The sequence below is a fragment of the Pseudomonas sp. SDO5591_S426 genome, from assembly GCF_054070755.1.
In genome coordinates, this window is sequence record NZ_JBSVXD010000030.1 from 17,506 (window position 1) to 43,637 (window position 26,132).

General features: G+C 59.4%; 31 protein-coding genes. 18 read left to right on the top strand and 13 right to left on the bottom strand.

Annotated elements, in window-relative coordinates; genetic code table 11:
• Positions 1–4: 4 nt before the first annotated feature.
• The 3 genes from ACW9JC_RS09300 to ACW9JC_RS09310 all read right to left on the bottom strand — a co-directional run bounded on the left by ACW9JC_RS09300 (position 5) and on the right by ACW9JC_RS09310 (position 3,296).
• Entirely contained in the window at positions 5–1,060 is a 1,056-nt protein-coding gene (locus tag ACW9JC_RS09300) for an alpha/beta hydrolase (RefSeq protein WP_457454791.1), read from the bottom strand.
• A gap of 23 nt (positions 1,061–1,083) precedes the next feature.
• Positions 1,084–2,178, bottom strand: coding sequence for an alpha/beta hydrolase (locus ACW9JC_RS09305; protein ID WP_457454792.1), 1,095 nt, complete (start codon positions 2,176–2,178; stop codon positions 1,084–1,086).
• Positions 2,179–2,297: 119 nt separating this feature from the next.
• The gene (locus ACW9JC_RS09310; RefSeq protein ID WP_457454793.1) at positions 2,298–3,296 is read right to left on the bottom strand and encodes a bile acid:sodium symporter family protein; all 999 of its coding nucleotides are present in this window, start codon (positions 3,294–3,296) and stop codon (positions 2,298–2,300) included.
• 223 nt (positions 3,297–3,519) lie between these two features.
• Between ACW9JC_RS09310 and ACW9JC_RS09315 the strand changes: the two genes are divergently transcribed.
• From ACW9JC_RS09315 to ACW9JC_RS09345, 7 genes are all read left to right on the top strand, one after another.
• A complete protein-coding gene (locus tag ACW9JC_RS09315) occupies positions 3,520–4,110 on the top strand; it encodes an amino acid synthesis family protein (protein ID WP_427629667.1) in 591 nt (196 codons plus the stop codon).
• Between the two features lie 42 nt (positions 4,111–4,152).
• A complete protein-coding gene (locus tag ACW9JC_RS09320) occupies positions 4,153–4,986 on the top strand; it encodes an alpha/beta fold hydrolase (protein ID WP_448108457.1) in 834 nt (277 codons plus the stop codon).
• Positions 4,983–6,464, top strand: a complete 1,482-nt coding sequence (locus tag ACW9JC_RS09325; RefSeq protein ID WP_457454796.1) for an aldehyde dehydrogenase — start codon at positions 4,983–4,985, stop codon at positions 6,462–6,464. Before ACW9JC_RS09320 ends, ACW9JC_RS09325 begins: the two co-directional genes overlap by 4 nt.
• 12 nt (positions 6,465–6,476) lie before the next feature.
• On the top strand, positions 6,477–6,962 hold the full coding sequence (locus ACW9JC_RS09330) for a flavin reductase family protein (protein ID WP_416129633.1): 486 nt from the start codon (positions 6,477–6,479) through the stop codon (positions 6,960–6,962).
• 129 nt (positions 6,963–7,091) lie between these two features.
• Complete coding sequence (locus tag ACW9JC_RS09335; RefSeq protein ID WP_457454798.1) at positions 7,092–7,481, top strand: carboxymuconolactone decarboxylase family protein; 390 nt, start codon at positions 7,092–7,094, stop codon at positions 7,479–7,481.
• Between the two features lie 58 nt (positions 7,482–7,539).
• Positions 7,540–8,292, top strand: coding sequence for a GntR family transcriptional regulator (locus ACW9JC_RS09340; protein ID WP_338586061.1), 753 nt, complete (start codon positions 7,540–7,542; stop codon positions 8,290–8,292).
• Between the two features lie 2 nt (positions 8,293–8,294).
• On the top strand, positions 8,295–8,858 hold the full coding sequence (locus tag ACW9JC_RS09345; RefSeq protein WP_338586060.1) for an NUDIX hydrolase: 564 nt from the start codon (positions 8,295–8,297) through the stop codon (positions 8,856–8,858).
• Positions 8,859–8,988: 130 nt separating this feature from the next.
• On the opposite strand, the gene ACW9JC_RS09350 is transcribed toward ACW9JC_RS09345, so the two are convergent.
• A complete protein-coding gene (locus ACW9JC_RS09350) occupies positions 8,989–9,282 on the bottom strand; it encodes a DUF1330 domain-containing protein (protein WP_457454801.1) in 294 nt (97 codons plus the stop codon).
• A gap of 72 nt (positions 9,283–9,354) precedes the next feature.
• Here ACW9JC_RS09350 and ribBA point away from each other — a divergent pair, with 72 nt between their 5' ends.
• The 5 genes from ribBA to ACW9JC_RS09375 all read left to right on the top strand — a co-directional run bounded on the left by ribBA (position 9,355) and on the right by ACW9JC_RS09375 (position 14,720).
• Entirely contained in the window at positions 9,355–10,464 is a 1,110-nt protein-coding gene (ribBA, locus tag ACW9JC_RS09355) for a bifunctional 3,4-dihydroxy-2-butanone-4-phosphate synthase/GTP cyclohydrolase II (protein WP_457454803.1), read from the top strand.
• 313 nt (positions 10,465–10,777) lie between these two features.
• Entirely contained in the window at positions 10,778–11,803 is a 1,026-nt protein-coding gene (locus ACW9JC_RS09360; protein ID WP_338586056.1) for an ABC transporter substrate-binding protein, read from the top strand.
• Complete coding sequence (locus ACW9JC_RS09365) at positions 11,800–12,732, top strand: ABC transporter permease (RefSeq protein WP_457454804.1); 933 nt, start codon at positions 11,800–11,802, stop codon at positions 12,730–12,732. Before ACW9JC_RS09360 ends, ACW9JC_RS09365 begins: the two co-directional genes overlap by 4 nt.
• A 6-nt stretch (positions 12,733–12,738) precedes the next feature.
• On the top strand, positions 12,739–13,548 hold the full coding sequence (locus ACW9JC_RS09370) for an ABC transporter permease (protein ID WP_223521529.1): 810 nt from the start codon (positions 12,739–12,741) through the stop codon (positions 13,546–13,548).
• Between the two features lie 17 nt (positions 13,549–13,565).
• The gene (locus ACW9JC_RS09375) at positions 13,566–14,720 is read left to right on the top strand and encodes an ABC transporter ATP-binding protein (RefSeq protein ID WP_457454806.1); all 1,155 of its coding nucleotides are present in this window, start codon (positions 13,566–13,568) and stop codon (positions 14,718–14,720) included.
• Between the two features lie 120 nt (positions 14,721–14,840).
• Here the strand turns inward: ACW9JC_RS09375 and ACW9JC_RS09380 are convergent, their stop codons facing one another.
• On the bottom strand, positions 14,841–16,040 hold the full coding sequence (locus ACW9JC_RS09380) for an NAD(P)/FAD-dependent oxidoreductase (protein WP_457454807.1): 1,200 nt from the start codon (positions 16,038–16,040) through the stop codon (positions 14,841–14,843).
• 291 nt (positions 16,041–16,331) lie between these two features.
• Between ACW9JC_RS09380 and ACW9JC_RS09385 the strand changes: the two genes are divergently transcribed.
• Positions 16,332–16,901, top strand: a complete 570-nt coding sequence (locus ACW9JC_RS09385; protein WP_457454808.1) for an RrF2 family transcriptional regulator — start codon at positions 16,332–16,334, stop codon at positions 16,899–16,901.
• A 3-nt stretch (positions 16,902–16,904) separates the two neighbouring features.
• On the opposite strand, the gene ACW9JC_RS09390 is transcribed toward ACW9JC_RS09385, so the two are convergent.
• A complete protein-coding gene (locus ACW9JC_RS09390; RefSeq protein ID WP_448108464.1) occupies positions 16,905–17,246 on the bottom strand; it encodes a hypothetical protein in 342 nt (113 codons plus the stop codon).
• Between the two features lie 73 nt (positions 17,247–17,319).
• Positions 17,320–17,538, bottom strand: a complete 219-nt coding sequence (locus ACW9JC_RS09395) for a hypothetical protein (RefSeq protein WP_457454819.1) — start codon at positions 17,536–17,538, stop codon at positions 17,320–17,322.
• A 170-nt stretch (positions 17,539–17,708) separates the two neighbouring features.
• On the opposite strand from ACW9JC_RS09395, the gene ACW9JC_RS09400 reads away from it, so the two are divergent.
• Positions 17,709–17,948 carry a hypothetical protein gene (locus tag ACW9JC_RS09400; protein ID WP_338586049.1) on the top strand — a complete coding sequence of 80 codons (240 nt, stop codon included), beginning with the start codon at positions 17,709–17,711 and terminating at the stop codon, positions 17,946–17,948.
• Positions 17,949–18,018: 70 nt separating this feature from the next.
• Here the strand turns inward: ACW9JC_RS09400 and ACW9JC_RS09405 are convergent, their stop codons facing one another.
• Complete coding sequence (locus ACW9JC_RS09405) at positions 18,019–18,210, bottom strand: SPOR domain-containing protein (protein WP_338586048.1); 192 nt, start codon at positions 18,208–18,210, stop codon at positions 18,019–18,021.
• Between the two features lie 209 nt (positions 18,211–18,419).
• Between ACW9JC_RS09405 and ACW9JC_RS09410 the strand changes: the two genes are divergently transcribed.
• Positions 18,420–18,782: an NUDIX hydrolase gene (locus ACW9JC_RS09410; RefSeq protein WP_338586047.1), complete on the top strand. Its 363-nt coding sequence runs from the start codon at positions 18,420–18,422 to the stop codon at positions 18,780–18,782.
• 12 nt (positions 18,783–18,794) lie between these two features.
• On the opposite strand, the gene ACW9JC_RS09415 is transcribed toward ACW9JC_RS09410, so the two are convergent.
• The 4 genes from ACW9JC_RS09415 to benA are packed head-to-tail and all read right to left on the bottom strand — an operon-like array spanning position 18,795 to position 22,449.
• A complete protein-coding gene (locus ACW9JC_RS09415; RefSeq protein ID WP_338586046.1) occupies positions 18,795–19,568 on the bottom strand; it encodes a 1,6-dihydroxycyclohexa-2,4-diene-1-carboxylate dehydrogenase in 774 nt (257 codons plus the stop codon).
• A gap of 7 nt (positions 19,569–19,575) precedes the next feature.
• Positions 19,576–20,589, bottom strand: a complete 1,014-nt coding sequence (benC, locus tag ACW9JC_RS09420) for a benzoate 1,2-dioxygenase electron transfer component BenC (RefSeq protein WP_338586045.1) — start codon at positions 20,587–20,589, stop codon at positions 19,576–19,578.
• Between the two features lie 10 nt (positions 20,590–20,599).
• A complete protein-coding gene (benB, locus tag ACW9JC_RS09425) occupies positions 20,600–21,088 on the bottom strand; it encodes a benzoate 1,2-dioxygenase small subunit (RefSeq protein WP_448108469.1) in 489 nt (162 codons plus the stop codon).
• Positions 21,085–22,449 carry a benzoate 1,2-dioxygenase large subunit gene (benA, locus tag ACW9JC_RS09430; RefSeq protein ID WP_457454810.1) on the bottom strand — a complete coding sequence of 455 codons (1,365 nt, stop codon included), beginning with the start codon at positions 22,447–22,449 and terminating at the stop codon, positions 21,085–21,087. Before benA ends, benB begins: the two co-directional genes overlap by 4 nt.
• Before the next feature lie 216 nt (positions 22,450–22,665).
• Here benA and ACW9JC_RS09435 point away from each other — a divergent pair, with 216 nt between their 5' ends.
• Genes ACW9JC_RS09435 through ACW9JC_RS09445 form a run of 3 tightly spaced genes read left to right on the top strand, consistent with a single transcriptional unit; the run spans position 22,666 to position 25,012 of the window.
• The gene (locus tag ACW9JC_RS09435; protein ID WP_457454811.1) at positions 22,666–23,151 is read left to right on the top strand and encodes an Hcp family type VI secretion system effector; all 486 of its coding nucleotides are present in this window, start codon (positions 22,666–22,668) and stop codon (positions 23,149–23,151) included.
• The gene (locus ACW9JC_RS09440) at positions 23,148–24,614 is read left to right on the top strand and encodes a hypothetical protein (RefSeq protein ID WP_457454813.1); all 1,467 of its coding nucleotides are present in this window, start codon (positions 23,148–23,150) and stop codon (positions 24,612–24,614) included. The genes ACW9JC_RS09435 and ACW9JC_RS09440 overlap by 4 nt, the downstream gene beginning before the upstream one ends.
• Entirely contained in the window at positions 24,611–25,012 is a 402-nt protein-coding gene (locus tag ACW9JC_RS09445; protein WP_457454815.1) for a hypothetical protein, read from the top strand. Before ACW9JC_RS09440 ends, ACW9JC_RS09445 begins: the two co-directional genes overlap by 4 nt.
• Positions 25,013–25,019: 7 nt before the next feature.
• Here ACW9JC_RS09445 and ACW9JC_RS09450 read toward each other — a convergent pair whose 3' ends face one another.
• Positions 25,020–25,979 carry an AraC family transcriptional regulator gene (locus ACW9JC_RS09450; protein WP_457454817.1) on the bottom strand — a complete coding sequence of 320 codons (960 nt, stop codon included), beginning with the start codon at positions 25,977–25,979 and terminating at the stop codon, positions 25,020–25,022.
• Positions 25,980–26,132 lie beyond the last annotated feature (153 nt).

Consider the following 26,132-nt stretch of genomic DNA (forward strand, 5'->3'; position numbering starts at 1 on the left):
CAAATCAGAGGGTTCTGGCGTAGAACGCGGTCAACTGGTCCATGGCGACGTCCACATACTCGGGCACCCAATAGGTTTCGATGTGGGTCGCGCCGTCGATGGTGAACAGTTTCTTGTCCTGTGTTCCCGTGGCCTTGGCGAAAGCCTGCTCGGACATGTACAGGCTGTCGGCCTTGCTGCCCGCGATCATCAGTAACGGTTTGTCGATCAGCTCGATCTGATTGGTGGCGTCGAAACGCATCAGGTCCAGCAGGCTGCTCGTGGTGTAGCGGAAGGTCGAGTTCGGGTGTGCGTGGATCTTGCCGTAATACTCGAAGCCCTGGCGATACAGATCAAACGGCAGCTTGGCGATCTGCTCATCGGTCAGTTTGGCATCGCCGGTATAGAGAATTTCTCCACCGGCCGCTTCCTGTGCGCGCGCGGCGGACGCCTGCTGCAAGCGCTGCTCAATGGTGGACAGTTGCGAATCCCGGTAGCCATTGCGACGCACCAGCCCTGAGTTGAACATGCTCAGGGTCGCGATCGACTGGAAGCGCTTGTCGGTTTGCGCCGCCGCCAACGAATAACCACCACCGCCGCAGATGCCGAGCAATCCCAGCCGCGCCGTATCGACGCCAGGATAACCGGCGATGAAATCCGCCATGCCATGGATGTCTTCGATGCGGTTCGATGGCTTGTCCACATTGCGCGGCTCACCGCCACTGACGCCCTGATACGCCGCATCTGCCGTGATGGTGATGTAGCCCTGATCAGCCAGACGCTGGGCATACAAGCCGGCAACCTGCTCTTTCACCCCGCCGTTGGGATGCGCCACGACGACCACCGGGTATTTCTTGGTCGAGTCATAGTTGGCTGGGGTGTAAACGTTGGCGGAGATATCCAGGCCGTTGAGCTTGTAGGTGACCGTATGGATATTGACCTTGCCCGGCTCGTTTTTGGTGATGGCGCCACCATAAGTCAGTGTGAACGGATTCTGCTTGTAGTCAGCGGCCTCAACCTCGACGCCAGACATCCCGATCATGGCGGCCATGAAAGTGGCCTTAACTGCGCTTCGAATCATATGAATGCTCCTGCCGATGTTTTTTAATCGAGGTTTTTTTCTGCGAGAAACTTCGAAACCAGATCCGCGATCTCGACGTTGTTGATGTCCGAAAACGGAAAGTGGCTGTTGCCTGTGATGCCGATTTGCGGCAAATGAATGAGCGTGACGTCACCGCCATGCCGGTTCACCGTGTCGCGCCATAGCCGCGCCATTTCAAGCCGCGCGCGCCAACTGTCTTGTGCTGGCAGCCGTACCGGTTTGTCGGGGATGTTGTCGCCATAGAAGATGACGACGGGGATCCGGGTCAGCGCTTCGAACTGCGCCTTCGATACAACGTGTGCCGAGAGCGTGTCGAATGCGCTGGGAATTGGTGGGGGCGCTTCACCCTCCGGAAACACGAAACTGCTGCCCGGTTCGAACGCCACGATGGCCTTCACATTTCGGCTTTTGATCGCCGTCAGCCAACCGGGACCGCCACCCTGCGAGTGGGTGAACAGAATCGCAGGGCCGGTCTTTTCCAGAAGCGCGCGGACGCCATCGGAAACCACCTCGATGTCGTAGGGACCGGTGTTGGGCGTCATCGAACGGAAGAACTGTTCCTGTGCAGCCTGCCCTTGTGGAAACTGACTACCTTCAAAGGTATTTGGCCAGACACCGATGCGGAACTGGTTGAACCACATCTGCTCATCCGGTATCGGCTTGATCGTCGCTTCAACCAGACTGCGGCCCGCATCGCCACGGCGCGGCTGGTCGATCAACCAGGTGGAAAAGCCGCGACGCAAAAAGATGTTCTGGAACCCTTCACGTCCGTCTGCCGTGGTCTCCCAGGACTTTGCCGATTGTCCTGCGCCATGCCACATGACAATCGGCAGCGGACGAGCGTCGACCGGGACCTGATAGAACGCGTAGACATGGTCCCCGTGGTAGCTCTGACCATCGGGAATCATCGGTTTGTAGGGATCAAACTTGCCTGGCTGGGTGATTCGCCCGCCGCCGGCGATCAGGCTGCCCTGATCCTTGATAACCAACGGACTGCGGTCATCGGCACTGACGAATGCGCTGGTGTATAGCGCGACACACAGAGAGCCGGCCTTGGCTGTTGCGGGAATGAACTTGCGGATAAGTGGCTGGATCATCAATTGCTCTCGGCTTGTCATCGCAGAGAGCAACTTACCTTTTAAGGTATTGATTGATAAACAGCACTAATTGGATAGCACTGATACCAAAATCACATAACTGTTTGTTGCGTCCGAACCTACGGATCCACCTGCCCCATCAACTCCGCCACCGATTCCTGGCGCTTGGCATAACGCTGCGCCAGCACCGCACAGACCATCAATTGAATCTGATGGAACAGCATCAGCGGCAGGATCAAGACGCCGATGGTGCTGCCGGCGAACAACACCTGGGCCATCGGTACGCCGGTGGCCAGGCTTTTCTTCGAGCCGCAGAAGAGGATGGTGATGCGGTCTTCCTGATTGAAGCCGAAGACTTTGCCCAGCACGGTGGACGCGACCAGCACCAGGCCCAGGACCACGCAGCAGGCCACGACCAGACCCGCCAGGTCGCGCAACGGGATCTGGTGCCAGATGCCTTCGTTCACCGCTTCGCTGAACGCGCCGTAGACCACCAGCAAAATCGAACCCTGATCAACGAATTTCAGCCAACTCTTGTTGCGCCCGACCCACGCGCCGATCCAGCGCCGCGCGATCTGCCCGGCAATGAACGGCAGCAGCAATTGCACGCTGATTTTGACGATGGCATCGAGGGTCGAGCCGCCGTCGCCGTGCACGTCCAACAGCAGCGTCACCAGCAATGGCGTGAGGAAGATCCCGAACAGACTGGATGCGGCGGCGCTGCAAATCGCTGCCGGCACGTTGCCGCGCGCCAGCGAGGTAAAGGCAATCGCCGACTGCACGGTGGCGGGCAACGCACAGAGGTAGAGCATGCCCATGTACAGGTCGGCGCCGATCATCGGTGACAGCACCGGTTTGAGCGCCAGGCCGATCAGCGGGAACAGCACGAAGGTCAGGCTGAACACCAGTAAATGCAGGCGCCAGTGGCCGGCGCCGGCAATGATCGACTCGCGTGACAGCTTGGCGCCGTGCAGGAAAAACAGCAGTGCGATGGCGGCGTTGGTCAACCAGCCAAAGCCCACCGCCACTTGTCCGCTGGCGGGCAGCAAACTGGCGAGCAGCACCACGCCAATCAGGGTCAGGGTGAAGTTGTCGGGCAAGAAGCGAGGGCGAGTCATCGGGATCATCCGGGTTAGCCAGGAACGTGAGCCCGACTCTAACGCGCCTAAGGATTGCCGACTAACGCTAGTAAGCCAGTAGATAGCGCCTAACGGACAAAGCAACCGGTCTCCCGCTTTTCATCGCCTTCCGACCAGAAACCCGAATCAGGCTCTTGCACAACCGGTATTATGGTATACCATCATACGCACAGACACATTCCACCCTGATACGGAGCAGCTCATGAGTTTCGAAATCCGCAAGATCGTCAGCTACGTCGAAGAAACCTTCATCGAAGGCGGCAAGGCCACCGACACGCCCGTGACCATGGTCGGGCTGGCCGTGGTGATGAAGAACCCGTGGCTGGGCAACGGTTTCGTCGAAGACCTGAAACCGCAGATCCGCGCCAACTGCTCCGACCTCGGCGCGCTGATGGTTGAGCGTCTGGTGGGCATCATCGGCGGTGCCGAGAAAATCGAAGCCTATGGCAAGGCTGCCGTTGTGGGTGCCGATGGCGAAATCGAACACGCCTCCGCGGTGATCCACACCCTGCGCTTCGGCAACCACTACCGCGAAGCGGTCAAGGCCAAGAGTTACCTGAGCTTCACCAACAAGCGCGGCGGCCCGGGCACGTCGATCCAGATCCCGATGATGCACAAGGACGACGAAGGCCTGCGTTCGCACTACATCACCCTGGAAATGAAGATCGAAGATGCCCCGCGTGCCGACGAAATCGTCGTGGTGCTGGGTTGCGCCGACGGCGGCCGCCTGCACCCACGCATCGGCAACCGCTACATCGACCTGGAAGAACTGGCCGCCGAAAAAGCCCAGTAAGCCGGTCGGTCACTACAACAAGAAGGTATGCAGGAGCGCTCCATGATTCGGCTCACCGCTGAACGCACCCCGGCTGGCACCAGTTACCTGGCGACCGGCCAAGGCCAGCCCGTGGTCTTGATCCACGGCGTGGGCCTGAACAAAGAAATGTGGGGAGGCCAGATCGTTGGCCTGGCCACGAAATACCGCGTCATTGCCTACGACATGCTGGGTCATGGCGCCAGCCCGCGCCCGGAAAACGGCACGCCGCTGCTCGGTTATGCCGACCAGTTGCTGGAGCTGCTCGATCATCTGCAACTGCCCAAGGCAGCGGTGATCGGTTTTTCCATGGGCGGGTTGGTGGCGCGGGCTTTTGCCCTGCATTACCCGCAACGCCTGCAAAGTCTGGTGGTGCTCAACAGCGTGTTCAATCGCACCGCCGAACAACGTGCCGGTGTCATCGCCCGCACCAGTCAAGCCGCCGAACACGGGCCGGATGCCAATGCCGAAGCGGCACTGTCACGCTGGTTCAGCCGCGAATATCAAGCGGCCAATCCGGCGCAGATCGCGGCGATTCGCCAGACGCTGGCAGGCAATGACCCGCAGGGTTACCTGACCACCTACGAATTGTTTGCCACTCAGGACATGTACCGCGCCGAGGACCTGGGCAACATCCAGGTGCCGACGCTGATCGCCACCGGCGAGCTGGACCCTGGCTCGACCCCGGACATGGCCGAGCAACTGGCCCAACGGATTCCCGGCGCGACGGTTGCCGTACTCGCCGAGCAGCGGCATATGATGCCCGTAGAATCGCCGCGCCTGGTCAACCAGCTATTGCTGGAGTTTCTCGACACGGCGCACGCCCGACAAAACCATATAAAGGGGATCGTTGCATGACACTCGCACGCTTCCAGATGTGCATCGGCGGTGAATGGGTCGATGCCCTGTCCGGCAAGACTTTTGAAAGCCTCAACCCGGCGCTGGCCGAGCCTTGGGCCGAACTGCCCGATGCCGACGAAGCCGATGTCGAGCGCGCCGTGCAGGCTGCGCAGACCGCTTTCGACAGCCCGGCCTGGCGCGGCTTGACCGCCACCGCTCGCGGCAAATTGCTGCGGCGCCTGGGCGACCTGATCGCCGAAAACAAGGAACAACTGGCGCAGCTGGAAAGCCGCGACAACGGCAAGCTGATCCGCGAAACCCGCGGTCAGGTCGGCTATCTGCCGGAGTTTTTCCACTACACCGCAGGCCTGGCGGACAAGCTCGAAGGCGGCACCCTGCCGCTGGACAAGCCGGACCTGTTTGCCTACACCGTGCACGAAGCCATGGGCGTGGTCGCCGCGATCATTCCGTGGAACAGCCCGCTGTACCTGACTGCGATCAAACTGGCACCGGCACTCGCCGCCGGCAACACCATCGTGATCAAGCCGTCGGAGCACGCCTCGGCGACCATTCTCGAACTGGCCCGATTGGCACTGGAAGCCGGGATTCCGCCGGGCGTGGTCAACGTCGTCACCGGTTACGGCCCGAGCACCGGCGCCGCCCTCACCCGCCATCCGCTGGTGCGCAAAATCGCCTTCACCGGCGGCGCGGCCACGGCCCGGCATGTGGTGCGCAGCAGCGCCGAAAACTTCGCAAAATTGTCGCTGGAACTGGGCGGCAAATCACCGAACATCATCTTCGCCGACGCCGACCTCGACAGCGCGATCAACGGTGCGATCGCCGGGATCTATGCCGCCTCCGGGCAGAGCTGCGTGTCCGGTTCGCGGTTGTTGGTGCAGGACGAAATCTACGACGAATTCGTCGGTCGCCTGGTGGAACGCGCCCAGCGCATCCGCATCGGCAACCCGCAGGAAGACAGCAGCGAAATGGGCCCGATGGCCACCGCGCAGCAACTGGCCGTGGTCGAAGGTTTGGTGGCCGATGCCATCGCTGAAGGCGCAAAACTGCGCCTGGGTGGCAAGCGTCCAACCAACGTCGGTGACGGTTGGTTCTACGAACCGACGCTGTTCGAGTGCGACCGCAACTCGATGAAGATCATGCAGGAAGAAGTTTTTGGCCCGGTGGCCTCGGTCATCCGTTTCAAGGACGAAGCCGAGGCGCTGGCGATTGCCAACGACTCACAGTTCGGCCTCGCTGCCGGCATCTGGACCCGCGATCTGGGCCGCGCCCATCGTCTGGCCCGGGACGTGCGTTCGGGGATTATCTGGGTCAACACCTACCGCGCGGTGTCGGCCATGGCGCCGATCGGCGGCTTCAAGAACAGTGGCTATGGACGCGAAAGCGGCATCGATTCGGTGCTGGCCTACACCGAGCTGAAAACGGTGTGGATCAACCTTTCCCAGGCGCCAATGCCTGACCCGTTTGTGATGCGCTAGGAGTCCTGCGAAATGATCGAACCCGGCATTTACAAAGACGTGATGAGCTCGTTCCCGTCCGGCGTCACGGTGGTCACCACCCTGGGCCCGGACGGCGGCATCGTCGGCATCACCGCCAGCGCCTTCAGTGCGCTGTCGATTGACCCGGCACTGGTGCTGTTCTGCCCCAACTACGGCTCCGACACTTACCCGGTACTGCGCGACAGCAAGCAGTTCGCGATTCACTTGCTGTCCGCCGACCAGACCGCCGAAGCCTACGCCTTCGCCGGTAAAGGCAAGGACAAGGCCAACGGCATCGACTGGCACCTGAGCGAACTGGGCAACCCGATCCTCGCCAAGGCCACGGCGATCATCGAGTGCGAACTGTGGCGTGAATACGACGGCGGCGACCACGCGATCATCGTCGGCGCGGTGAAGAACCTGATCCTGCCCGAGCAACCGGTGACACCGATGATTTATCACAAGGGCAAGTTGGGCCCGTTGCCGACCCTGGCCTGACAGAACAATGCAAAACCCTGTGGGAGCTGGCTTGCCAGCGATGACGGCGTCACATTCAACATCAATGCTGACTGATCTACCGCTATCGCTGGCAAGCCAGCTCCCACAGGGACTGAGGTGAAACAGATCATGAGTAACGAAAAGTACGAAAAAGGCCTGAAGATCCGCACCCTGGTGTTGGGGGAAGCCTATGTGAATCGTTCGATCGAGAACGCCGACGACTTTACCCGTCCCTTGCAGGAAATGGTCACAGAGTACTGCTGGGGCCATGTCTGGGGCCGCGAGGGTTTGTCGCTCAAGGAACGCAGCATGATCAATCTGGCGATGATCTCGGCGCTCAACCGGCCGCATGAACTCAAACTGCATGTGCGCGGCGCCTTGCGTAACGGCTTGAGTCGTGAGCAAATACGCGAAATTCTGCTTCAGGTCGGTATTTATTGCGGAGTGCCCGCAGCCGTGGACAGTTTCCGGCTCGCCCGTGAAGCCTTCGCCGAAGCCGACGCCGAGGCCTCCAGTTAACCCCTCGGCTGTTTTGATGCCCGTCTGGCATGGACAGCCAACTTAAAGAGCGGACCCCATGAAACGCCTGCCACTCGACGACAGCTTCAAGGTCAATCGCAACCCCGTTACCCTGCGCGAAATCGTGCTGGATAAACTGCGAAGCGCCATCATGAACTTCCAGCTTCTGCCGGGAGACCGTCTGGTCGAACGCGATCTGTGCGATCGCCTGGGCGTGAGCCGCACATCGGTCCGCGAAGCCTTGCGTCACCTGGAATCTGAAGGCCTGGTCGAGTTCGCCGACGCCAAGGGCCCGCGCGTCGCGATCATCACCCTGGCCGATGCGGTCGATATCTACGAACTGCGTTGCGTGCTCGAAGGCCTGATCGTCCAGCTGTTCACCCTGCGCGCCAAGGCCAAGGACATCAAGGCCCTGGAAAAAGCCCTGGAGGTCAACCGTCAGGCGCTCAAGGAAGGTGAACTGCAACAGGTCATCGACTCGGTGCAGGGTTTCTACGACGTATTGCTCGAAGGCTCCGGCAACCACGTCGCGGCCACTCAATTGCGCCAGTTGCAGGCGCGGATCAGCTACTTGCGCGCGACCTCGGTGTCCCAGGAAAACCGACGCGGCGCGAGTAACCAGGAAATGGAAAAAATGGTCGAGGCGATCAAGAGCGGCGATCCGCTGGCGGCGCATCAGGCGTGCGTCGATCACGTGCGCGCCGCAGCAGCCGTGGCGCTCGACTACCTCAAGCGCAAACAGGAAGAGACCGGGGCGATCCCCGCGATCACCCAGCCCATCGCGTTGAAAGAACCACGCATAGGTCGCTGATCATGTTCAGCCCGAGCTTTTGTCCAAAGTGCGGCAGCGCTGACCTCGGTCAGCAACTGCCGCCGGGTGATACGCACGAGCGCCTGATGTGCCGCGGCTGCGGCTACATCCACTACGTCAATCCGAAAATCATTGCCGGCTGCATCATCGAGCAGGACGGCAAATACCTGCTGTGCCAACGCGCGATCCCGCCGCGTCCCGGCACCTGGACGCTGCCGGCGGGCTTCATGGAAGCCGGCGAGACCACCGAACAGGCGGCGTTGCGCGAAGTCTGGGAAGAGAGCGGCGTACGCGCGGAAATCCTCTCGCCCTACTCGATCTTCAGCGTGCCGAAGATCAGCGAGGTGTACATCATCTTCCGCGCCATCGCGCTGGAGATCACCGGCCAGTACGGGCCGGAAACCCTCGACTACAAATTCTTCGCGCCTGAGGACATTCCTTGGGACAGCATCTATTACCCGGCGATCCGGCAGATCCTCGAGCGCTACATCGAGGAACGCCAGGCCGGGGTCTATGGCATTTACATCGGCAATGATGATAGTGGCAAAATCCATTTTATCCGCTGAATTCCCCCCATCCCTGTGGGAGCTGGCTTGCCAGCGATGGTCGTCAACGATGACGCGTTTTTTCAGGATTAGCGCGGTGCGTTTGCGTACATCGCTGGCAAGCCAGCTCCCACAAGTTATGCGGTGTCTGTTATAGCGGCGCCACACCCTCGACAATGACGATCTGCGCCTCGCCCGCCCCCTCCCGGTACCCTTTCGCTTCCTGATATTCCGGCGACCGATAACAGGCCAGCGCCTGCTCATACGAATCAAATTCGATCACCACATTACGCTGTGCTACCGCCCCTTCCAGCACTTCACTGCGCCCACCACGCGCGAGCATCCGCCCGCCGTACAAAGCAAACGCCTTCGGCGCTCGTTGGGTGTATTGGCTGTATTGATCGGGTTCGGTGATGTCCACGTGAGCAATCCAGTACGCCTTCATAAGTGACCTCGCAGTTTGTTTTGTATCATGGTATACCATAATACCGATAAAAACAGACACTGAGATTCGAGCATGGCTTTCAACAGTATTGAAGAAATCATCGAAGATTATCGCCTCGGAAAAATGGTCCTGCTGGTCGACGACGAGGACCGTGAAAACGAAGGCGATCTGCTGCTGGCCGCCGACTGCTGCACCGCCGAAGCCATCAGCTTCATGGCTCGTGAAGCCCGCGGCCTGATCTGCCTGACCCTGACCGACGACCATTGCCAGCGCCTGGGGCTTGAACAGATGGTGCCGAGCAACGGCAGCGTGTTCAGCACCGCGTTCACCGTGTCCATCGAAGCGGCCATCGGCGTCACCACCGGCATTTCCGCCGCCGATCGCGCGCGCACCGTAGCGACCGCCGTCGCCCACGGGGCCAGTGCTGCGGACATCGTGCAACCCGGCCACATCTTCCCATTACGCGCCCGCGAAGGCGGCGTGCTGACCCGTGCCGGGCATACCGAGGCCGGTTGCGATTTGGCACGTCTGGCCGGCTTCACCCCGGCTTCGGTGATCGTTGAAGTGATGAACGACGACGGCACCATGGCCCGACGCCCGGACCTGGAAGTGTTCGCGCGCCGGCACGGGATCAAGATCGGCACCATCGCCGACCTGATTCACTATCGCCTGAGCACCGAGCACACGGTCGAGCGCATCGGCGAACGCGAGCTGCCTACCGTGCATGGCACCTTTCGTCTGATCACCTTTGAGGATCGCATCGAGGGCGGTGTCCACATGGCAATGGTCATGGGAGACCTTCGTCGCGAGGAAGCGACGCTGGTACGCGTGCATGTGATCGACCCGCTGCGCGATCTGGTCGGCGCCGAATACAGCGGCCCTTCCAACTGGACGCTGTGGGCCGCACTGCAACGCGTGGCTGAAGAAGGTCGCGGCGTGGTCGTGGTGCTGGCCAACCACGAATCGTCGCAGGCATTGCTCGAACGCGTGCCGCAACTGACTCAGCCGCCCCGGCAATTCAGCCGCTCGCAATCGCGGATCTATTCGGAAGTGGGGACCGGTGCGCAGATTTTGCAGAACCTGGGCGTGGGCAAGCTGCGGCATCTCGGGCCGCCGTTGAAGTATGCGGGATTGACCGGGTATGACCTGGAGGTGGTCGAGAGCATCCCGTTTAGCGAATGAGTCTCGGTTGACCCTATTTCCCTGTGGGAGCGGGCTTGCTCGCGAAAGCGGTGCATCAGGCAACCCAAATGGCGACTGACATTCCCTCTTCGCGAGCAAGCCCGCTCCCACAATGGATTCGAGTCGTCTTGCAATCTTCAACTGAAGCACTTTTCCCTGATAGCCGGTAAGGCAAATCGCTTGCACAAAGTTTGGAATACCATAATATGATATTCCATAGACCGGACAGTCAGAACCGACTCGACGGACCTACAGCTCCCGATAGCCGGGCAGTGAAAGCCCCGCTCATAAACACAACAATGAGGGCGTGAAGATGGTGTTGAACAAACGTGTTACCGCAGTGTTTTTTGCGGGACTGCTGAGCGTAACCAGCCAAGCGTTGATGGCCGCCGAGAGCGTCAACTTTGTCAGTTGGGGCGGTAGCACCCAGGATGCGCAGAAGCAGGCCTGGGCCGATCCGTTCAGCAAGGCCAGCGGCATCACCGTGGTTCAGGACGGCCCGACCGACTACGGCAAACTCAAAGCCATGGTCGAGAGCGGCAACGTGCAGTGGGACGTGGTCGACGTCGAAGCCGACTTCGCCTTGCGCGCCGCCGCTGAAGGCCTGCTCGAACCCCTCGACTTCAAAGTCATCGAGCGCGACAAGATCGACCCACGGTTTGTCAGCGATCACGGTGTCGGCTCGTTCTTCTTCTCCTTCGTCCTCGGCTACAACGAAAGCAAGCTCGGCGCCAACAAGCCTCAGGACTGGTCCGCGCTGTTCGACACCAAGACCTGGCCCGGCAAACGCGCGCTCTACAAATGGCCGAGCCCTGGCGTGCTGGAACTGGCGCTGCTGGCCGATGGCGTTGCCGCCGACAAGCTCTATCCGCTGGACCTGGATCGCGCCTTCAAGAAACTCGACACCATCAAGAAAGACATCGTCTGGTGGGGCGGCGGCGCGCAATCGCAACAACTGCTGGCCTCCGGCGAAGCGAGCATGGGCCAGTTCTGGAACGGCCGGATTCACGCACTGCAAGAAGACGGCGCTCCGGTCGGCGTGAGCTGGAAACAGAACCTGGTGATGGCCGACATCCTGGTCATTCCAAAGGGTTCGAAAAACAAGGACGCGGCGATGAAGTTCCTGGCCAATGCCAGCAGCGCCAAAGGACAGGCCGACTTCTCCAACCTGACCGCCTACGCCCCGGTCAACGTCGACAGCGTGGCGCGCCTGGATTCGGTGCTCGCCCCTAACCTGCCGACGGCCTATGCAAAGGATCAGATCACTCTTGATTTCGCGTACTGGGCCAAGAACGGTCCGGCCATCGCGACACGGTGGAACGAATGGCTGGTCAAATGAAAATGACGGCAACCGCGTCCCGTCCATCCACGCCAGTCGGGAGCGCCACCGGCGCTGCCGGCAACGCCGCTGCGATGACGCAATCCCCGACCCTGGCACAGCGCTGGCGTGGTTCGAGCAACCTGATCCCGGCCCTGCTGTTCCTCGGCCTGTTCTTCCTCGCGCCATTGATCGGCCTGCTGCTGCGCGGCGTGCTGGAACCGGTGCCTGGTTTGGGCAACTACGAGCAACTGTTCGCCAACTCGGCGTATGCGCGGGTCTTGCTCAACACCTTCTCAGTGGCCGGACTGGTGACATTGTTCAGCCTGTTGCTGGGCTTCCCGCTGGCTTGGGCGATCACCCTGGTGCCGCGTGGCTGGGGCCGCTGGATCCTGAACATCGTGCTGTTGTCGATGTGGACCAGCCTCCTCGCCCGCACCTACTCCTGGCTGGTATTGCTGCAAGCCTCCGGGGTGATCAACAAGGCGCTGATGGCGATGGGCATCATCGATCAACCGCTGGAGATGGTGCATAACCTCACCGGCGTGGTGATCGGCATGAGCTACATCATGATCCCGTTCATCGTGCTGCCGTTGCAGGCGACCATGCAGGCCATCGATCCGATGATTCTGCAGGCCGGTTCGATCTGCGGCGCCAGTCCGTGGACCAACTTCTTCCGGGTGTTCCTGCCGCTGTGCCGGCCGGGGCTGTTTTCCGGTGGCTTGATGGTGTTCGTGATGTCCCTCGGTTACTACGTCACCCCGGCGCTGCTCGGTGGTGCGCAGAACATGATGCTTCCCGAGTTCATCATTCAGCAGGTGCAGTCGTTCCTCAACTGGGGCCTGGCGAGCGCCGGTGCCGCGTTGCTGATCGTGATCACGCTGGTGTTGTTCTACTTCTACCTGAAGCTTCAGCCGGAATCCCCGGTTGGCGCCAGCAACGCGAGGTAAGCCGTCATGCTCCTGACCCCCAATGCCATGAGCCGACGCATGCGCTTCGGCCTGTATTTCACCACCGGGCTGATCGGTCTGTTCCTGCTGCTGCCGATCGTGTTCATCGTGCTGCTGTCGTTCGGCTCGTCGCAATGGCTGGTGTTCCCGCCACCGGGCTGGACGCTGAAATGGTACGGCCAGTTCTTCTCCAACGCCGACTGGATGAACGCGGCGATGGCCAGCCTGAAGGTCGCGGTGCTGACCACGTTCTTCGCCGTCGCCCTGGGCCTGCCGACCGCGTTCGCCCTGGTGCGTGGCCGCTTCCCCGGCCGGGAAATGCTCTACGGCCTGTTCACCCTGCCGATGATCGTGCCGCTGGTGATCATCGCCGTGGCGGTGTATGCGCTGTTCCTGAAACTCGGCTACACCGGGACCATGTTCGCCTTCGTCGTCAGCCATGTGATCGTCGCGTTGCCGTTCACCATCATCTCGATCATCAACTCGCTGAAGCTGTTTGATCAGTCAATCGAGGATGCCGCGGTGATCTGCGGCGCCTCGCGCCTGCAAGCGGTGTTCAAGGTGACCTTTCCGGCGATTCGTCCGGGCATGGTGGCCGGCGCCCTCTTCGCTTTCCTTGTGTCGTGGGATGAAGTGGTGCTGAGCGTGATGATGGCCAGCCCGACCCTGCAAACCCTTCCCGTGAAAATGTGGACCACTTTGCGCCAGGACCTGACGCCCGTGATCGCCGTCGCTTCGACGCTGCTGATCGGCCTCTCGGTACTGGTCATGGTCATCGCCGCTGCCTTGCGCCGGCGCAACGAAATCAGCGCCTGAGCGCCCAGGAGTACGACATGAGTGCAGTGATCAAAGATGCCGCGCAGCAAGATGACAAACCCCTGGTCAGCCTGCGTAACCTGAACAAGCACTACGGCGACTTTGCCGCCGTGGACAACATCTCGCTGGACATCAAGGACGGTGAATTCCTGACCTTCCTCGGTTCCAGCGGCTCCGGCAAAAGCACCACGCTGTCGATGCTCGCCGGCTTCGAAACCCCGAGCAGCGGCGAGATCCTGGTCAACGGCCAGTCGCTGGTGAACGTGCCGCCGCACAAACGCGACATCGGCATGGTGTTCCAGCGCTACTCGCTGTTTCCGCACCTGTCGGTGCGCGACAACATCGCGTTCCCGCTGGCCATCCGCAAACTCGCCGCCGCCGAACGCGAGCGCCGGGTCGATGCCATGCTCAAACTGGTGCAACTGGAGCAGTTCGCCCATCGTCGCCCATCGCAACTCTCCGGCGGCCAACAGCAACGGGTCGCCATTGCGCGGGCGCTGGTCTACGAACCACGCATCCTGTTGATGGACGAACCGCTCGGCGCGCTGGACAAGAAACTGCGGGAAGACTTGCAGGATGAACTGCGCCAACTGCATCGGCGCCTGGGCATCACCATCGTCTACGTGACCCACGATCAGGAAGAAGCCATGCGCCTGTCCCAGCGCATCGCGATTTTCAGCCACGGCAAGATTGTCGGCTTGGGCAGCGGCTACGACTTGTACCAGAACCCGCCGAATGCCTTCGTCGCCTCGTTCCTCGGCAACTCGAACTTCCTCAAGCTCAAGGCCCAAGGCAACGCCGTGGCGACTTTTGAAGGCCAGGCGTTGTCGATTCGCCTGAGCGCCGGACTGAAAACCGACCAGGATGTGTTGCTGATGGTGCGCCCGGAAAAAGCCGTCGCCCTGAGTGTGCAGCAAGCGATCCAGCAACCGCTGGCCGCCGGCTGGAACGAAGTCTCGGCCAAGGTCGTGGAAGTGTTGTTCCTCGGCGAAAGCCAGACCTGCAGCGTGGTGACTTCTGGCGGTACATCGATGACCGTCAAAGCGCTCTCGGCAGCGGGCATGCCGCTCAAAGCGGGTGATCCGGTGCAAGTGCGCTGGGCTACGGCGGACGCGTGCGTGTACACCGAATGGGCGGAAAGCGATCTGAACAAGGCCGCTGGCGCACATTGATTCAAGAGTCACCCTCGGGTCGCCGCAACGTCGGGTTGCGGCGGCCTTTTTTTCGCCTGACGCACACGCAAAAAATCCCGCCCGGACACATCCGGGCGGGATTCGTTTAATCAACTCGCATCAAGCAATCGGAATCAACGGATCCGCCGCCGCCCACGCCGATGCACGATCTGCCGGCGGATAGATCCACACGGTGTTGATCTGCGTCTTCAGTTCCTTGCCTTCCTGCCCGGTCAGTTTCACCTGGCGATCCCAACCTTCGGTGTACACCGCACCCCACGCACCCAGATCCAGGCAGGTGACGTATTTAGGCTGGCGGTATGGCGTCGGGTCCACGCCGAGGATCTGCGCAGCCACGTTGTTGCCGGCATGACGGCCCAGCACGATGGCGTGCTGGCAGGTCATCAGCGCGTAGTTGCCGATGTCATCGCTGGCCGCGTAAGCGACGTCGCCGGTCGCGTAGATATCGTCCTGGCCGATGACCTTGAGGTGTGCATCAACGTGCAGACGGCCAAGGTGATCGCGTTCGGCCGGGATCTGCTCGGTCAGCGAACTGGCGCGTACACCGGTGGTCCAGACCACGGTCCTGGCGTCGATGCGCTGGCCATCGGACAAGGTCACACCGTTTTCGTCGACGGATACGACCGAGGCTTTGAGGTGCCACTTCACGCCGGTTTCAACACTGGCTTCAGCGATTTTCTCGGCGATTTGCGGGCCCATGGAGCCGCCAACCTTGTCGCCGCGATCAACGATGATCACGTTGATATCTGCTCGATCACCCAGGATGGCGCGCAAACGAGTGGGCATTTCAGTCGCCGTTTCGATCCCGGTGAAGCCTCCGCCGGCCACCACGACGGTGTTGCGTGCCTGGGTTTCTGGCTGGTTGACCAGGGCCTTGAGGTGGTTTTCCAGGCGTATGGCCTGTTCGATCTGGTCGACGTCGAACGCATGTTCAGACACGCCGGGAGTGTTCGGCAGTGCGAGGCGACTACCGGTGGCCAGAACGAGTTTGTCGTAGATGCAGACTTGTTTATTGCCCGAGGCATCGATATAGCCAACGCTTTTTTGCGCAACGTCGATGGTCTCGGCAGCGCCCTTGATGAACTTCACGCCGACGTCATCGAACAGCTTGCCAATTGGAGCGGCCAGTTGGTGGGCATTCGGCTCGTAGAAACGTGGACGAACGCGCAACTCGGCCTGAGGCGCCAGCACCGTCACGTCGTAGTCGCTGTGGCCGTGAATGTCGAACAGACGCGTGGCGCTCAAAGCGGTCCACATGCCACCGAAACCTGCGCCGATTACCAAAATGTGCTGTTTCATTTGTCACTCCAGGGGCATTGAATTTTGTTGAAGGATCAGTGCGTCGTTGCGCGCTTTTTTGTTGAAAGACGCTGTTCGCTCCAGATCTGACAACGGCGACTCTATTGATCCGAGTTAAAAGCCGCAACAGATTTTTTTCAATGGTTCGCATCGATCAAATCGATACTCATCAGGAACCCCCGTAAACCGGCATTTCTAAAGGCCTCAGCACGAAAACGAAAAATCTGCGCATTGATTGTCCAGCTAACGATCAGCTGGTAATATTTGCGACAACATTAGTCGGAGATCGATATGTCTCTTTACAGCGCGGGTGTCGAGTACGGCATCCACTGCCTGATTTTCCTGGTGGGCAATGGCGGCGACTCCCGCGAAGCGAGCGTGCGCGACCTGGCAGAGTTGCAAGGCGTGCCTCTGGACTATCTGGCGAAAATCTTCACCAAACTGGCCAAGGCAAAACTGGTGGTCGCCACCGAAGGCGTGCGTGGAGGGTTCAAGCTGGCCCGCCCTGCCGACGAAATCACCCTGCTGGATATCGTCAACGCCATCGACGGGCGCAAGGCTATTTTCGAATGCCGGGAGATTCGCGGCAGATGCGCGCTGTTCGAAGGCGAAGCCCCCGCGTGGGCGCTGGACGGCCACTGCTCGGTGCATGGCGCGATGTTGACGGCGCAGAAGCGCATGGAAGAGGCGCTGGACCAGCAAACCATTCTGGACATTGCCCGCAAGGTCGGACGCAAAGCCCCGGCTGAATTCAGCGAAAAGGTCGACAACTGGATGAATGATCGCCGGGAAAAGAAAGGCACCGGCGGCGCCCAGACAAGCGACGATCAGCTTATCCAGGTCACCGAAATCTCCGACTGAAGCCTACAGGCAGTCACGCACTGCCTGGCGCATCGCGCCTGACTTGGCCCAGGGCGGCCCTTGGTAAAGCGAAACCCGGCTGCCGTCCTTGTACTTCACGATATCCAGCACTTCATCGGCCGTGATGATGCTCGGCGCTGTGATCCGGTAGCCGTTGGAAATCGATGCCTGAGTCGTCTTGGAAATCTCCTTTTGCCATGCTGGCAAGACGCACGCTGCTACGTCCTTGGGTATCTTGTCACTCTGCTTGTTGTAATTCGGCTCGCCTGGCACCAGGGACGCCGGCAACGAGCAACCCGCCAGCAACGCCAAAACGGCTCCCCCCATCAACATCCGACTCTGCATGAAGCTTCCTTAAATCCTGAAAAAATAAAATGTAGCCTGCTACCGCGCGGACATCCATGAACCGCATCGCACTTTAGCGACTGGCGTTGTGATCACCGGGGTCCGCGCATGTCCGCTCGTTCAAGCAATTCATCCATCGTTCAAAGGCCTCGTGTTGCCATTGGCTGACACGCTCCCATTCCGGCCCACTGAGCTGATGCTCGGAAATGAGATTCATCATTTCACTGGTGGCCGCATCCAGATCGGCGATCAGCTCATGGGCACGCGCCTTGAAGTCATCGGTTGTCGTCATTTTTGAACTGACCCCGCCCTGCCGAAAAATCGGTACTTCACTACGACAGCGAATTTTGCCGATCGCGCAAATTTCCCGACCAAAGGACGCGTTGCGGCTCCGGAAGAACACAATGCCCCATAGCACAAATGGGTCTAAAATTTCGAAGCACAGAGTTACAGGAGGTCATCATGTGGCTTAACGAATCGGAACAGGCACTTCGGCGCGATCTGCAAGGCTTGGCCTCGGATCTGCGCTGGTCGGCGGTCGAGCTTTTACGCATCGCAGAGCAGTTGCGCCTGACTGGCAACGACGTCGATGCAGAAGCGGTCAGGAGGCTGTGCGACTTGTTTCAGGGTGATGAGCAGCGGCTGTCTGGTTATGCCGAAGAAGTGAAGGCCAAAATCATTACCCGCAACAAGGCCCAATGACCGCTAACCAACCGCACTGACACAACAAAAAGCCCCGGCGTGCCGGGGCTTTTACGTAGCGTCAATGCGCTTACTGGTTGCTGGCTTGCCTGCTCGACCGCGATTTGTAGCCCGGAAGAGACGCCGCAAACGCCAGTGCTTCCTCCCGGCTACCAAATGACCCCAGCCGGTCACCTTTGGTGCAGACCCGCCAGGGGCCGTTGTTCACGCTGAGTACGTCATAACCGTTCATGTGCATTTTGTTCAGCATCGGAACACTCATGGTCACCTCCATCTCGGCAATGATATCCAAGGCTAACGCACCTACCTTACACCCACACCTCGCGAATATGACGACCAGACGTCGTGTCAGGATTCCGGCACTTTCAGGCGCCTCAACCGCTCCAAACAGCCAGATACCGGTGAAACGGGAGCAGGCTCGAATATTGCAGTTTCATGACAGTTTGATGACAACCAGTATTCAGGTAACACATGAAAGTACGCGCAACCGTCATTTGCGAGCTGGATCGACACATACTGCTGGTGCGCAAACCAAGGTCTCGCTGGACATTGCCCGGCGGCAAGGTCGAGCCCGGTGAAACCACCGCGGGCGCGGCAATGCGCGAGCTACAGGAAGAAACCGGGCTCGGCGCCGACGACATGCTGTACCTGATGGAACTGGAAACCGGCAACACCCGCCACCATGTCTTCGAGGCATCGGTGCTGAATGCCCAAGCCGTTCGGCCGCAAAACGAGATCTTCGACTGCATCTGGTTCCCGCTTGATTCAGTGCAGAACCTCAACACCAGCGACGCCACGCTCAGGATCGTCAAAGCCTTTCAGCGTCGCTTGTAGTCCAGCACGGCGTCAGCCCTGATCGCCGCCACCCACCGGCATGATCATGCCGGTGATATACGACGCTTCATCGCTGGCCAGAAACAGAATAGCCCCGGCCTGTTCATCCAGCGTGCCATATCGTTTCATCAAACTGCTGTCGAGGGTCTGGTCGACGATCTGCTGATACCAGATTTTTTCCTCGGCACTTTGCTCGGCCGTGTTGCGGGGCACGCGGCGTGGCGGCGCTTCGGTGCCGCCAGGTGCAGTGGCATTGACCCGCACCCCGCGCCCGGCGGTTTCGAACGCCAGGCAGGCGGTCAGCGCATTCACTCCGCCCTTCGCCGCGCCATACGGCACGCGGTTGACGCTGCGGGTGGCGATCGACGAGACGTTGACGATTGCACCGCTGCCCTGCTCCAGCATGAACGGCAATGCGGCATGGCAGCACCACAACGTCGGGAACAACGAGCGACGGACTTCTGCCTCGATCTGCGACGCTTCGTAATGCTCGAACGGCTTGGCCCAGATCGTGCCGCCGACGTTATTGATCAGTACATCGAGACGCCCGAAACGCTCGACAGCGGTTTGCATCACCCGGTCGCATTCCTCGTACTGCTCAAGATCGGCGGTCAGCGCCAGCACTTGGCAATCCGGCGCCAATTGCTGCTGCAACTCGAACACCAGTTCGGAGCGATCGACCAGAATCAACTTCGCCCCTTCCGCCGCCATGCGTTCGGCGACACGTCTACCGATGCCTTGGGCGGCGCCGGTGATCAGCGCGACTCTGTCTGTGAATCTGTCCATGAGCACCTCACGCCGCGCTGGCGGCGAATTTTTCGTAGTAGAAGTTCGCCGGCGCGATGCCTTTTTCGCGAATGAACTGGCTGACCGCCTCGACCATCGGCGGCGGGCCGCACAGGTAGACGTCGACGTCACCATCGTTCAAATGCTTTGGCTCAATGTGCTGGGTCACGTAGCCCTTGAGCGGGTGCTGACTGTCCGGGCTGGCGACGCAGGCGCTGTAAGTGAAATTCGGGATGCGCGCAGCGAAGGCTTCCAGACGATCGAGTTCAACCAGGTCAAAATCGTGAGTCACGCCGTAGATCAAATGCAGCGGATGATCACTGCCCTGCTCGGCAATTTTTTCCAGCATCGCGGTGAACGGCGCCAGCCCGGTGCCACCCGCCAGCAACAGCAACGGACGGCGGATATCGCGCAGGTAAAAACTGCCCAGAGGACCGGCCAGACTCATGCTGTCGCCCGCCTTGGCCATGCCGGTGAGGAAACTGCTCATCAGACCGCCCGGCACGTTGCGAATCAGAAAACTGACCTCGCCGTCGCGCTGCAACGAGCTGAACGAGTACGCGCGAGTCTGCTCGCTGCCGGGAATGCCCAGGTTCACGTATTGCCCCGGCAGGAATGCCAGTTTGCTCAACGCCTCGCCCTTGATCGACAGCGCAATAGTGCTGTCGGACAACTGGCGCACGGCGCTGATGGTCGCGTCGTAACTGGCCTGACGCGTGCGGCAGACTTCCGAGGAGGTCGGCACCCGCACCACACAATCACTCTGGGCGCGCATCTGGCAGGTCAGGACAAAACCCTGTTCGGCCTCTTCCGCGCTGAGGGCGTCTTCGATGTACTCCTCGCCCAGATCGTAGCGGCCGGCTTCGGCAAAACACTTGCAGGTGCCGCAGGCGCCGTCGCGGCAGTCCAGCGGAATATTGATGCCCTGGCGGTACGCAGCATCGGCCACGGTTTCGCCCACATTGGCGTCGATGAACCGGGTGACGCCGTCTTCAAAATTGAATGCAATGGAATGGGTCATGACGGCAGCCTCACAAGTGGTAAACATCGATGACCTGGCGAACGTAGTCGTTCTTCAGGATCACTTTCTTGGCCTTGATCAGCGGGTTTTCACCGCGCACGTCGAGGGTGTAGAAGCTGCTGCCGAAATAGCTGTCGACGGTCTTGTAGCGAAAGCTCAGGGTGTGCCAGTTGAAGCGCACCTTGCACAGTCCGTCGGCTTGTTCCAGCAGCTCGATGTTGCTGATGTTGTGGGAGGTGCGGGTGTCCGGCACGCTGGCGCTGGAGCGCTCGGTCTTGATGCGGAAGACGCGGTCTTCCAGGCCGGTGCGGTTGCCGTACCAGATCAGCGAGATTTCCCGCTGCGGGTCTTCGGTCAACTCGTCGTTGTCGTCCCACGACGGCATCCAGTACGTCGCGTCGGGGGCGTACATTTCCAGCCATTCGTCCCACTGGCGGTCGTCGAGGTAGCGCGCTTCGCGATAGAGGAAATCGCGCACCGCTTCATAGGAAATGCTCATTGCACGTCCTCCACGGCGATCAGCTTGGACTGCTCGGCTGCCAGCGCCTTGAGCATGGTCTGCTGCCAGTATTTGTGTTGCAGTACGAACAGGCCTTCGTCCTCGGTGCGCACACCGCTGAGCAGGGGATGCAAGTCGATTTCCTTGGCTGCCTCGTCGGCGCCTTCGATCCAGTGTTCGGCGCCGCGGGACATGTCGTTCCACGTCGTGACGCTGCCCTGGTAACTGGTCTGGCAGGAGCGGAATTCTTCCAGATCGTCCGGCGTAGCCATGCCGCTGACGTTGAAGAAGTCTTCGTACTGACGAATCCGGCTGGAGCGCGCGTGGTCGCTTTCGCCTTTGGGGGCGATGCAGTAAATGGTGATTTCCGTACGGTTGACCGAGATCGGCCGGGCGATGCGAATCTGCGAACTGAACTGGTCCATCAGGTACACGTTCGGGTACAGGCACAGGTTGCGCGAGTTCTCGATCATCCAGTCGGCGCGGGCCTTGCCGAAATCTTGCGCCAGCTCATCGCGACGCTCGTACAGCGGACGGTCCTCAGGGTTGGACCAACGGGTCCAGAGCAGCATGTGGCCCTTGTCGAAGGAATAGAAACCACCGCCCTGCTTGGCCCAGCTACCGGCGCTCATGGTCGGGTTGGTATCACCGGCTTCGCGCTGTTTGCGTTGGTTCTGGGTGGCCGCGTAGTTCCAGTGCACGGAGCTGACGTGGTAACCGTCGGCACCATTTTCGGCAGTGAGCTTCCAGTTGCCTTCGTAGATGTAGCTGGAAGAACCGCGCAGCACTTCCAGGCCATCGGCGGACTGGTCGACGATCATGTCGATGATCTTCGCCGACTCGCCCAGGTGCTCGACCAGCGGCAAGACATCAGCCTTGAGACTGCCAAACAGGAAACCCCGATAGGACTCAAAACGCGCAACCTTGGTCAGGTCGTGGGAGCCTTCGCAGTTGAAACTCGAAGGATAACCGGCGTTGGCCGGATCCTTGACCTTGAGCAACTTGCCGGAGTTGTTGAACGTCCAGCCATGGAACGGGCAGGTGTAGGAGCTCTTGTTGCCGGACTTATGCCGGCACAGCATCGCGCCGCGGTGGCTACAGGCGTTGATGAAGGCGTTGAGCACACCGTCCTTGTTGCGCGCGATGAAGATCGACTGGCGCCCCATGGTGGTGGTGTAGAAATCGTTGACGTTGGGGATCTGGCTTTCGTGGGCCAGATACAGCCAGTTGCCTTCGAAGATGTGTTCCATCTCCAGATCGAACAACCGGGGGTCGGTGAACATCTCGCGTTTGCAGCGATAGAGGCCCTGCTCGGGATCGTCTTCAAGCAGGGAATGCACGTATTCGGGTCGCAGGGTCATGGCCGCCGCCTCCATTGTTATTGTTCAGGCAATGCCAATGCTAGGACGGGACAATGGGGCGGACTATCCGCGGGGTGCAGACCTTTATCCGTTTTGTGCAGATCACTCAAACGTGTTTTTTTCGCCTCGGGCCACAGCGCAATTTCGGAAACGCCCTACATAAATGCTTACAACTCCTGTCGTAGACTGCCCTCCCTACTACAAGGAGTAGTAACTATGGCCAATCATGGCTACATGACCATTAACGGCAAACATCAAGGACTGATCTCCGCGGGTTGTTCAACCCAAGAGTCTATTGGAAATAAATACCAGGTCGCGCACCGGGATGAAATCATGGTGCTGTCCTACAGCCACAACATGGCCAATCTCGGAAACATCAACAAATCGACGCACAGTCCAATCATCATCACGAAGAACGTCGACAAATCATCTCCCCTGCTTGCTCAAGCACTTTCAAACAGGGAGGAAATAAACTGCACGATCAATTTCTACCGAACTTCGCCCGTCGGCATGCAGGAAAAGTTCTATTCGGTATCCATCAATGGCGGCGTTATTACTGATCTGACGCTTGAAGTCCCCCATGCCATTTTTCAAAGTGACGCAGAGCCGCAGGAGCAAGTGGCCATTCGTTACCGCGATATCAGCTGGACCCACTACATCGCCAAAACCTCCGGGTACAGTTCTTGGGGCGAACAGGAATGAAGCCACCCCGCCATGAACTCCGGGACGTCAGCAGCGCTGCCGGAAAACTGATCGGACAGGCCCGCACTATCAGCGCTCGCCATTTGCTCTACGGCACACACCGCGAGCAGTTCAATCGCGAAGTCACCTATTACGCCAAACGTATTGCCGACGATGTCGCCCAAGCGCGCAAAACCCCGGAAGAAGGCCTACAGGCACTTCTGCAAGAGCAGCGTGACCTGCTTACCCAATCTCAAGCCATGACACGCAAAGCACGGAGCGCCATAACCGATACGGTTCGAAGAATCCCGAAATCAAGGCTCACCCAACCCGTAGCAAAACCTGACCCCGGACGTTTACTACGTTTTGTCCATGCGCAAAACCTCAAGAGTGCGAATAGGCCCGACACATTCAAAGCAGTCGCCTCTCCGCACCCCGTGCCCGACTTGAAGTTCTTTCCCCGCGAGCACTGGCCAGCACCCATTACATTGGAAGATCCCGGTTTCTACGTTGTCCCCAGAAGCACAACCGCTGACAAACTGCAGCAGCAACTGTTCACTACCGCCTCACCCGTCATCATCGCCAAGTTCAAATCCTTGAATCCGAACCTGGATCAAATAAAAGCCGGAACACTGATTGTTCTAAGCGACCCGAACAATCATCAATGCACTCGCGAAGAAGCGTTGTTGATGGACGCAGCGAGCAAGGTAAATAAAGCACTGGAGCCCCTCAGCGCGGAAGAAGCCGATTTCATGGCGCGTCACTATGACGAAATAGCCTTCTTTCTTTCCAAGGGCTCACTCGGGGCCAGCGCGGGCCTGGCCATGTTCTCCAAGAATCTGGACAGCGTGAAACTCATCCTTAGTGACATCGAAGCGTTGCACACACAAACCTTCCAAGCCAAGGGGCATCTTAACGTTCCCGAGTTCTATGCCGAACGTAAACGCTTGCTGACGCAACTGAATACCCAACTCACCACCCTGACAAAAAAGAGTATTGGTTTTCCGGATCATCCCAATTTGAAAAGCGTCTTGGGCATCTCCAGCAAAAGCCTCGTCCATCGCTGGAGAAAGTCTGGTGTCGTCGACCATATACCTGGTTATGCCACGCACATTGAAGGCGTCGCGAAGGCTGCGAAGTACGTCAAGTATGGCGGCTGGGTTGGTACTGCTGTGGGTGGTGGGGCGTCGGTGGTTAAGGTTCAGGGGGTTTGTTCGGCAGGTGATGAAGAGGCGTGTGAGAAGGTGAAGTTTACTGAGGCTGGAAGTTTTACAGGTGGGATAGTCGGGGGGGCAGCTACTGGCTTCATTCTTACTGGTTCAACTGCTGGCGTCATCTGTGCTGCTCTCGGAGTACCTACTGGTGGGGCAGGAACATTCGCATGCGGATTAGTCGTAGTTGGGTTGAGCTCTTTGGCGGCAGGAGAAGTCGGGGGAAGGTTCGGCGAAATGATAGGTGAGAAAATTTACGAGGAAATCAAATGAGCCTGAGCACTGCCGACAGAGTATTTCTTTACGCCTGCCTTATAGACGTTGGAGGCTTAATTTTGTTTGTTGGCATAGCTCTTCATCTCGCTTACACCAAGACAAATTTAATGTTGAGTCATTTATCAAATTGTCCTGCGGTAAAGATTTGGGCGCCGCTCATGAACGGCGGGCCTTGGGGGCGATTAATTTTGCTGGGGCGCATAATGGGGGTTGTAACAATGCCTGGCATCTACTTGCGTGATGGAGGTGCTAACGCAGATGACCTTAAAAGCTTCCCGACAGACCTCAAACTAAAACTGGCGATTATGCAGTGGACTGGCTGGGGATTGTCATTACTAATGTTCGGCTTAGCCGCAGTTGGAGAATTCAATCTTTTTGGAGTTACCTCGCGGTAACCACATCTCAATGCCGCTTTCTAAGCGTATCCGAAGGCAACTCCCCAAACTGCTTCCGATAACTGTCCGAAAACCGTCCCAAATGCAGGAAACCGTAATCCATCGCCACCTCCGTAACATTGCGCACGTTGCAGGTCGGGTCGCTCAGGCAGGCGTTGATGCGTTCCAGGCGTTTCTGGCGGATGTAGTTTTTCGGCGTGACCCCGGCATTGCGTTCAAACAGGCCGTACAGCGAACGCAGGCTCATGCTGGCCTGGCGCGCCAGTTCTTCGCTGTCGATGTCCTGCTTGAGATGATTCGCGATGTAATCGGCAATTGCTTCGAAAGTGGCAGTCTGCGAGCCCAATTCAAGGCGGCTGACGTTGGTCTTCATCAGGCCGAGCATCTTGCTGGCGATGATCTGCGTGTAATGCTCCTGCACCCTGGGAATCTGCTCGGTGGACTCGGCTTCCTGGCAGATCATTGCCAGCAAGTTGACGAAGCCTTCCAGCTCATTGAGTTGATAACGGTTCTCCAGAAACCGCACACCCTGCCCCGGATAGCGCCAGCGCTGCTCATCGCAGACGGACTCGAACAAATGGGTGGGGATTTTGAGGATGAATTTTTCGCAATCGGCGGAATAGGTCAGGTCCACCGGATCGTCGGGGTTGATCAGCAGTAGTTCACCCGGCGCGAAGTAATGCTCCTGGCCGTGCCCACGCCACAGGCAGTTGCCGCGCAACAGCACTTGCAGGTGATAGATGCTCTCCAGCGCGCCAGAGGTGACTCGCACACTGGCGCCGTAGCTGATACGGCACAGGTCGAGGCTGGCGAACTTGCGATGATCGAGACTGGCCAGCGGGCTGCCGGCGCGAGGCATGAGGATGCAGTGGTTACCGACGTGCTGATTGACGTAGCCCGACACCGCATAAGGGTCGGCATGGTCGAATACTCTGCTGCGCTGACTCAACAGTTGAGCTTGCATCATCGGGTCACTCTCGTTGTTGTTATAGGTTGCTTCGGGTCATTCTAGGGCAGTCCTTGCAGCTGTGTATCAATGCACTGACCTGCGGGCGGTTCAGCGAACAACGCAAATCCCCTGTAGGAGCTGCCGAAGGCTGCGATCTTCTGGTCTTGAAAG